We start from the raw sequence: 8,611 nt of genomic DNA on the forward strand, positions 1-8,611 counted from the left end.
CGCGCGGGTCGACCGTGCGAAGCGCTTCGGCATCGACGGCGATGGGCGTCAGGCCGAACGCGCCGGCGGCGTCCCGGATCGCCGGCTCATCGGCTCGGTCGGCGGCGGTGGCGATCGCGACGAGCGCCCCCTCGCATGCCGCCTGCGCGATCGCCCGCCGGATCAGCGCGACGATCGCGTCGGGGGGCACGCCGTGGCGGAAGCCGATGCCGGCGACGAGGCGGGTCCCGGTCACGGCTTGGTCCAGGCCCATTGCGTCACCGGCATCGCCGCACGCCAGCCGTGCAGCCCGCCGACCGGATCGGCGCGGGCGATCGACAGGCGCCGCAGCGTTCCGCCCCGGGTCGAGAAGGCGGCGAGCAGCACCCCCTCGGCCTCCAGCGTCACCGCGTTGGCGACGATCCGGCCGCCCGACCGCAGGCCGCCGAGCGCCGCCGGCAGAACGCCCGGCGCGGAGACGCCGCCGCCGATGAAGATCGCATCCGGCGCCGGCAACCCGGTCAGCGCATCCGGCGCCACCCCGTGGACGATGGTCAGCCCGGGGGCGCCGAGGGTCTGCGCGTTGCGGGCGATCCGCTCGACGCGAGACGGATGGGCTTCGATCGCGGTCGCCCGCATCGCAGGATGGCGCAGCATCCACTCGATGCCGATCGAGCCGGCGCCGGCGCCGACGTCCCACAGCAGCTGGCCGGCGAGCGGGCGGAGCGCCGCCAGCGTCACCGCGCGGATCTCGGCCTTGGTCAGCTGGCCGTCGTTCTCGAACCACGCATCGTCGAGCCCCGGGGCGAGGCCGACCGGCCGGCAGCCGGGCTCGCCCACCACCTCGATCGCCAGGGTGTTCAGGGCTTCGACGTCGCCGAGGTCGAAATCGCGCGCGCATCGGGTCCGAACGGTCTCGCGCGGGCCGCCCATCGCCTCGCATACGGTGATCGGCGATGCGCCGAAACCGCGCTCGGTCATCAGCCCGGCGACCGCCGCCGGCGTCGTGCCGTCCCAGGACAGCACCAGCAGGCGGGCGTTCGGCTGCAGGTGGCGGACGATCTGCGCGAGCGCCCGCCCGTGCAGCGTCAGGCAGGCGCACTCGGCGAGCGGCCAGCCGAGGCGGGCGCAGGCGAGGCTGAAGGCCGAGGGCTGCGGAAACGCCCGAATCTCGGCGGCCGGCACGATCCGGGCGATCTCGGCGCCGATGCCGTAGTGGAACGGGTCGCCGGTCGCGAGCAGGCAGGTCGGCGTCCCGCGCCGTTCCAGGATTTCAGGGTAGGCGTCGGAGATCGGGCTCGGCCAGATGCGCAGCTCCGCGGCGAGCGGGCCGGCGAGCGCGACATGACGACGGCCGCCATAGACCACGCGGGCGCCGTCGAGCGCCGCGCCGGCGGCGGGGGAGAGCCCGTCGCGGCCGTCCTCGCCGATGCCGACGATCGCGAGCCAGGGATCGGGCCTCGACACCGGTTCGGGCCTATCGGACAAGGCGGCCATGCGGATCCTCATCCTCGGGGGCACGACGGAGGCGAGCGCCCTCGTCCGCGGCCTTCTCCCCCATTCCGGCCTCTTCGTCACGTTGTCGCTGGCCGGGCGCACCGCGGCGCCGGTCGTCGACGCGGTTCCGACCCGCATCGGCGGATTCGGCGGCCCGGAGGGCTTGGCTTGCTACCTGCGCGAGCAGGCGATCGACCGGCTGGTCGATGCCACCCACCCCTTCGCTGCACGCATCGGTAGGAACGCTTATGGAGCCGCGGAAGCTGCCGGCGTCCCGCTCCTGGCGATCCGCCGCCCGGCCTGGACGCGGAAGCCTGGAGACGCCTGGACCGAGGTCGACACCGTGGCCGATTGCGTCGCGGCGCTGGGGGACGTTCCGCGCCGCGTTTTCCTCACGGTCGGCCGCATGGAAGTCGCGGCCTTCGCGGCCGCGCCGCAGCACGACTACGTCGTGCGCACGATCGAGCCGCTCGGGGATGCGCTGCCGGTCCCGCGCCTCACGGCGATCCGCGCGCGCGGACCGTTCGACGCCGCCGCCGAGGTCGCGCTGATGCGCGACGCGTCGGTCGACGTGCTCGTCACGAAGAATGCCGGGGGGGCGGCGACCTACGGAAAGATCGCCGCTGCGCGGACACTCGGCTTGCCGGTGGTGATCGTCCGCCAGCCGTGGAAGCCGATGGTCGACGCGGTCGTCGATGCCGCCGCGGCCGTCGAGCGGCTCGTCGGCGCGGGCCGCGATCATGCGACGCTGCGCGGCGTGTAGACGAACGGCCGCTTGCCCGGCCCGCGCTCGATCAGCCGGGTGGCTGAGGCACCGATGATGACCATCGTCGCCATGTCGGCGGTCGCGTCGCGGGCCTCGGCCAGCGTCATCACGCGAATCGCCTCGTCGGGCCGGGTGACGGCCCGGGCGAAGATCACCGGCGTGTCGGGGTCGCGGATCTCGGCGGCGATCCCGAGGGCCTTGCCGAGCTGCCAGGGCCGCGCCGACGAGATCGGGTTGTAGAGCGAGACCACGAAGTCGGCGCGCAGCACCGCGTCGAGCCGCGCCGTGATCACCTCCCACGGTTTGAGATTGTCCGAGAGCGAGAGCGCGCAGAAATCGCCGCCGAGCGGCGCGCCGAGGCGCGCGGCGGCCGCCAGCATCGCGGTGATGCCCGGCTCGACGGTGATCGCGAGGTGGCGCCAGGCCGGATCGCCATGCTCCACCGCCTCGAAGACCGCCGCCGCCATCGCGAACACGCCGGGATCGCCGCCAGAGACCACGGCCACCCGCCGGCCGGAGGCTGCGAGTGCCAGCGCATGGCGGGCGCGGTCGACCTCGACGCGGTTGTCGCTGGCGTGCCGCGTCAGGCCGGGCCGATCCGGCACGCGCGAGACGTAGGGAATGTAGCCGATCAGGTCCTCGGCCGCATCGAGCGCGGCCTGCGCCGAGGCGGTGAGCAACCCGGCATCGCCCGGCCCGAGGCCGATGACCGCGAGGCTTCCGCTCACGGCCGGCGGCCTTCGCCCGGCACCAGCACCATCGAGAAGTACGGGGCCGCGTCGTCCGGCTTGTCGGCCAGCGGCACGACATGCTCGCCGGCCATGGTCCCGCGCTCGACGTAGACCGCACGCGCCAGAAGGCCGGCCTCGTGCAGGGCGGCGCGGACCTTCGGCAGGTGCCGGCCGAGCTTCATGATCACGGCGGCGTCGGTCGTGGCGAGGCGGGCCGCGAGGTCGGCGGCCGGCAGCGTCGCGGGCAGGATCGTGAGCACATCGTCGCCCCAGGTGATCGGCGTCCCGGCCTTGGTCCAGCAGCCAGACATGCCGGTGACGCCGGGCACGACCTCGACCGGGAAGCGGTCCTTGAGCCGCCGCCACAGATGCATGAACGAGCCGTAGAAGAACGGGTCACCTTCCGACAGGATCGCCACGTCGCGACCCGCGCCGAGGTGGTCGGCGAGCTGCCCGGCCGCGTCGTCGTAGAAGGCGGCGAGCGCCGAGACGTAGTCCGGGTGATCGGGGTGGAGTTCTGTGGTGTAGGGGTAGGCCAGCGGGAACTCGCGGGTCGCGTCCGGCGGGAGCACGGCATCGGCGATGGTGCGGGCGTTGCCGCGCCGGCCCTTCTTGCAGAAGTGGACCAGCACCGGCGCGCGCTCGAGCACCCGCATCGCGCGAACGGTGAGGTAGTCCGGGTCGCCCGGCCCCATGCCGACGCCGAACAGCGTGCCGGTGACGACCGCGATCGGCCTGTCCGGCTGCTCGGCAGGCTCCTCCGCGAAGCGGTTCTCGGCCGAGTCCATCACTCGATCTCGTTGGCGAGCGCGTTGACGGCCGCCGCGGCCATGGCGCTGCCGCCGCGCCGCCCGTGCACGACGACGAACGGCACGCGCCCGTCGCGCGCGAGCGCCTCCTTCGACTCGGCCGCGCCGATGAAGCCGACCGGGATGCCGATCACCGCCGCCGGCGGCGCGACGCCCTCGTCGAGCAATTCGAGCAGGCGGAACAGCGAGGTCGGCGCGTTGCCCACCGCCACGACGCTGCCGGGCAGGTGCTCGCGCCACAGCTCCATCGCGGCGGCCGAGCGCGTGGTGCCCATCTCGGCCGCCATCGCCGGCACGCGCGGGTCGGTCAGCGTGCAGATCACGCGGTTCTCGGCCGGGAGCCGGGCGCGTGTGCAGCCGTCGGCGACCATCCGCACGTCGCACAGGATCGGCGCGCCGGCGCGCAGAGCCGCCTCGCCGGCGAGGGCGAAAGTCTCGGACATCTCCACGTCGGCCGGCAGGTCGGTCATGCCGCAGGCGTGGATCATCCGCACGACCACGCGCTCGGCCGCACCGGACCAGCGCGCGAGGTCGGCCTCGGCACGGATCATCGCGAAGGACCGGGCGTAGATCGCGCCGCCGTCGCGCAGGTATTCGTGGCGGGCGCTCATATCGTGGTCCCGATGGCTGGCTCGGCGAAGGCTTGCCGAGGGGAGGGGGAGGGGCCGAACGCCTGTGCCAGCGTACCGGATTTCGCCCTCCATACGCGCTCCAGCGCCGCGTCGAAAGTCAGTTCCAGAGCCGGCGCATCGCCGGGCGAGCCGTCGAGGACGACGCCGTAGCGTCCGTCGCGGGCGACCAGCGTCAGGTCGGCGCGGGCCGGATGGGCGCAGCCCTTGGCGCAGCCGGAGACGTGCGCGGTCATCCCGCTCGCGGCGAACGGCCGGAACGCCTCGGCGAGCCGTGCGGCATCCGCGCCCGTCGGCGTCGAGCCCGAGGCGCAGGCCGGCGCGCCGGGGCAGGTCGCCACCGCCCGGCGCGGATCGTCCGGTGCGGTGACGAAGCCGGCGGCGGCGAGGTCGGCAAGGGGCTCGCCGCGGCGATGTGACGGCACGCCACGCATCGGCAGCACGAAGCCGCGCGTCGGCGAGACGCGGACCTCGTCGATGCCGAGCCCGTCCGCAACCTCCGCCAGCCGATCCAGCATCGCCGCCGTGCAGCGGCCGAAGGGTGCCTCCACTTCGAGGAACGAACATGCCTCGACGGATAAGGCCGGTTTCCCTTCCCCCCTTGCGGGGGAGGGTGGGCCTCGCGTCAGCGAGGGTCGGGAGAGGGGAGCCCCCTTTCCGGAACCGGCGCTCCCCTCTCCCGACCCACTTCGTGGGCCACACTCCCCCACAGAGGGGGGAGGGGGCGCGTCGGCGAGGATGGCGGGCAAGGCCCGCACGAGGCTCCCTCGTTCCGTATCGGCAAGGTCGCGGATGCGGCGTCGGCCGCTGGTGGCGAACGCCCGGAGCAGCCCCGCGACCGCCTCGGCGGTTCGCGCTTCGTCGCACGTGGCGATCCACGTCACGCCCGCTTCGTCCGCGAGGCCGACCGCCGCGATCCCCGGCCCGGTCGCGCGCACATGGATGTCGGCCGCGATTCCCGAAAGGTCGGTGCCGCCGCCCTCGATCAGCACCAGGGTCTTCGGCGGAAGCCCGGCGATCGCGAGGCCGTGCGCCTCGATCGCGGATGCCATGGCCCTGACATCCACGGCCTCCCCGGTCAGGCCGGCGAGCGGGCTGGTGAGGGTGAGGCGCTGCGGGCCACCGTCGGCGCGCATGTCGCCGAGGCCCGCCCCGCCCAGCGCCGCGACGAGGGCCGGCCGATTCGCCTCGGTGACACCGCGCAGCTGCAGGTTGGCGCGCGCCGTGACGTCGACATGGCCGTTGCCGAAAGCACGGGATGCGGCCGCCACGGCACGGATCTGCGCGGGCGTCAGGATGCCGAGGGGCGGGTGGATGCGGGCGAGCAGGCCGTCCCCGGTCGGCATCGGCCGCGCGAGGCTGGGGCACCAACCGCGGCGGTTCGCGGCATCCGGCAGGACGCGACGCGGCGCGCTCATTCCGCCGCCTGCGGCATCAATTCGTCGGCCGGCATCGCATTGCGCCGGCTGGTCCAGAGACCGAGGGCGCGGGCCTCGTCGAACCGCTCCAGGATCGCCCGCGTCGCCGCGGGATTGGCGGTGCGCAACGCGTCGAAGGTTTCGGCATCGGCGATCCAGGCGCCGTAGAGCCGGTCGAAGTCGGCATCGGTCACCGCGTCGGTGGTCGCGGCCAGCACGAACACCGCATCAAGCCCTTGAGCGAGTTCCTGGGCGCCGCGATAGCCGTGCCGCAGCTGTCCGGCGATCCAGCGCGGGTTCGCGAGCCGGGCGCGGACGAGGCGGGCGGCGTCCTCGCGGGCGGTGCGCACCTTCGGCGTCTCCGGCCTCGCGGCATCGAGGCTGTAGAGGGTCGGCGTGCCGCCCCCCAAGGCGGCCGCGGCGGCGAACCCGCCCATCGCATCGGCGGCGGCATCGCCGTCGAACAGGTCGCGTTCGGCCACGTCGAAGGCGTGGAGATAGGCGTCGGCCTGCGCCACCCGCTGGGCGAAGCCGGCATCCGCACCCTCCGCGTCGCCGTAGGCATGGGTGCTCGCCGCGAGATAGGCGCGCCCGAGATCGCCGCGCTCGGCCCATGCGCCGTCGAGCGCCGTCTCGGCGGCGCCGGCGCCATAGCGGCCGGGGGCGGCGCCGAAGATGCGAGCCTGGCCCTCGCCACGGCGGCGGGCTGCGGCGAGTGGGTTCTCGTCGTCCTCCTCCTCGCGCTGCGCCACGGCCCGTGCGGCGCGGTCGAGGAGGGCGAGGGTGTCCGGGAAGGTGTCGCGGAACGCGCCCGAGACGCGGCAGGTCACGTCGATGCGCGGCCGGTCGAGCAGGGCGAGCGGCAGCACCTCGAAGCCGGTGACGCGCGTGGTCGCGTGGTCCCAGGTCGGGCGTACGCCCATGAGAGCGAGGGCATGTGCCACGTCCTCGCCGCCGGTGCGCAGCGTCGGCGAGGCCCACAGGTCCATGACGATCCGGGCGGGATACTCGCCCTCGTCCTGAAGGTGGCGCAGGACGATGGCGGCAGCGGCCTTCTCGCCGAGCAGCGTCGCCGCGCGGGTCGGCAGCGAACGCGGATCGAGCGTCGTCAGGTTGCGGCCGGTCGGCATCACGTCGGTGCGTCCGCGCGAGGGCGATCCGGATGGGCCCGGCGGCACGAATCGGCCGTCGAGGGCGGCGAGCAGCCCCGTCCGTTCGGCCTGAGCGCTCGCGACGACCGCGTCCGGCGCGCCGTCCGGTGCGCGGCCGAAGACATGGAGCCCGTCGCGGAACGCGGTCTCGCCGAGGTCGCACAGGTGCGCGTCGAGCGCCGCGAGCGCGTCCGTCATCGGCGTGTCGGCGTCGATTCCGGCGCCCGCCAGCAGCCCCGCCGCCTCGGCATCGTCGAGGATGGCGCGCGCGATCAGCGTCGCGCGGCGCGGGTCGAGGACGCTCGCGGCACTGTACTCCTCGACGAGCTCGCGCAGGCGTGCCGCCTCCGGCTCGAGGCCGCCGGTCTCGATCGCCGGCGTCAGGTGCCCCAGGGCGACGCCGCCGAGGCGGCGCTTCAGCGGGGCCGCCTCGCCGGGATCGTCGACGATGAACGGATAGACCACGGGCAGGGCGCCGATCGCCCGCGCGGGCCAGCATGCGGGCGCGAGCGCGACGGCCTTGCCGGGCAGCCATTCGGTGGTGCCGTGGGTGCCGAGATGGACCAGGGCGTCGAAATGCCGGCGCAGGCCGAGATGGAACGCGAGGTAGGCGTGCGTCGGCGGCTCGTCGGGATCGTGGTACCCGGCCTTGCGGTCGTCCGACCGGCCGCGGTCGGGCTGGAGGAAGATCGCGATACGGCCTGACGCGTCGTCTTCCCCTTCCCCCGCTGCGGGGGGAGGGGGCGTGTCGCCCCCGGCATCCACCATCCGAAAGCGGAACGCGCCGTCGCGGCACGTCGGGTCGGCTTCGGGTTCGCCCCAGCGTTCGATCAGCGCCTCGCGCGAATCTTCCGGTAGCGTCGCGAGCCAATCCGCGTAATCGGGCAGCGGGATCGCGAAGTCCGGCGCACCGTCCGTCAACGCCTGCATCAGGGCGGCGGCCTCCGGCAGCGATGGGCCCGCGTAGCCGGCCGCCGCGAGGTACGACACGATCGCGCGCGCGCTTTCCGGCGTGTCGAGGCCGACGGCGAAGCCGGCGCGGCCGCCGCGGGACGGGTAGTCGGAGAGGACCAAGGCGATCCGGCGATGCGCGCGCGGCGTCGCGGCCAGGCGCAGCCAAGCGGCGGCACGGTCGGCGAGCGCCGCGATGCCGGCCGCGTAGGGCACCGCGCGGCGCTCGGCGTAGCCGTCGACCGCGTCCGTTTCCTGCTTGAACGAGATCGGGAAGCCCGAGAGGCGGCCGTCGAATTCCGGCAGGGCCACCTGCATGGCGAGGTCGGCCGCGTTCATGCCCCGTGCCGACGCCTCCCAGGCCTCCTGCGGGCTGCCGACGGTGAAGGCCTGCAGCACCGGGCAATCGGCCGCGTCGAGGACGAACCCGGCATCCTCGCGCGCCGAGAAGGCGGTGGCGGCGACGATCAGGTCGGGTTTCCGCGCGCGGATCGCCGCGCGCACTGCGTCGACCGCCTCCGCATCCTTGAGGCTCGCCACCGCCAGGGTCAGCGTTCCGATGCCCCGCTCACGGAGGGCGGCCGCCAGCGCGTTGGCGGGTGCGCCGTCGCCGCCGAGAGCCGCCGAGCGGTAGACCAGGATCAGCGCGTGCGGCGCAGCCGCGCCGGGCGCGCCGAGGC

The 8,611-nt window shown here is 74.5% G+C and carries 8 protein-coding genes; 1 reads left to right on the plus strand and 7 read right to left on the minus strand.

Annotated elements, in window-relative coordinates:
• Positions 1 to 235 (minus strand): cobalamin biosynthesis protein (locus FV230_RS20305; protein WP_246694938.1); only part of this gene is annotated, 235 nt, incomplete at its 3' end.
• A complete protein-coding gene (cbiE, locus tag FV230_RS20310) occupies positions 232 to 1,476 on the minus strand; it encodes a precorrin-6y C5,15-methyltransferase (decarboxylating) subunit CbiE (RefSeq protein ID WP_147843674.1) in 1,245 nt (414 codons plus the stop codon). The genes FV230_RS20305 and cbiE, both read right to left, overlap by 4 nt.
• Between cbiE and FV230_RS20315 the strand changes: the two genes are divergently transcribed.
• Positions 1,475 to 2,239, plus strand: coding sequence for a cobalt-precorrin-6A reductase (locus FV230_RS20315; protein WP_147843675.1), 765 nt, complete (start codon positions 1,475 to 1,477; stop codon positions 2,237 to 2,239). The genes cbiE and FV230_RS20315 overlap by 2 nt on opposite strands.
• Here FV230_RS20315 and cobJ read toward each other — a convergent pair.
• The 5 genes from cobJ to cobN all read right to left on the minus strand — a co-directional run.
• Positions 2,215 to 2,970, minus strand: coding sequence for a precorrin-3B C(17)-methyltransferase (cobJ, locus tag FV230_RS20320; protein ID WP_147843676.1), 756 nt, complete (start codon positions 2,968 to 2,970; stop codon positions 2,215 to 2,217). The genes FV230_RS20315 and cobJ overlap by 25 nt on opposite strands.
• On the minus strand, positions 2,967 to 3,761 hold the full coding sequence (locus FV230_RS20325; RefSeq protein ID WP_147843677.1) for a precorrin-2 C(20)-methyltransferase: 795 nt from the start codon (positions 3,759 to 3,761) through the stop codon (positions 2,967 to 2,969). The genes cobJ and FV230_RS20325 overlap by 4 nt, the downstream gene beginning before the upstream one ends.
• Positions 3,761 to 4,393, minus strand: a complete 633-nt coding sequence (locus tag FV230_RS20330) for a precorrin-8X methylmutase (protein WP_147843678.1) — start codon at positions 4,391 to 4,393, stop codon at positions 3,761 to 3,763. Before FV230_RS20330 ends, FV230_RS20325 begins: the two co-directional genes overlap by 1 nt.
• Positions 4,390 to 5,829 carry a precorrin-3B synthase gene (gene cobG / locus FV230_RS20335; RefSeq protein WP_147843679.1) on the minus strand — a complete coding sequence of 480 codons (1,440 nt, stop codon included), beginning with the start codon at positions 5,827 to 5,829 and terminating at the stop codon, positions 4,390 to 4,392. Before cobG ends, FV230_RS20330 begins: the two co-directional genes overlap by 4 nt.
• The coding region (cobN, locus tag FV230_RS20340) for a cobaltochelatase subunit CobN (protein ID WP_147843680.1) at positions 5,826 to 8,611 on the minus strand (2,786 nt) is incomplete at its 5' end. The genes cobN and cobG, both read right to left, overlap by 4 nt.

The sequence above is a fragment of the Methylobacterium sp. WL6 genome (genome assembly GCF_008040095.1).
Lineage (GTDB): Bacteria > Pseudomonadota > Alphaproteobacteria > Rhizobiales > Beijerinckiaceae > Methylobacterium.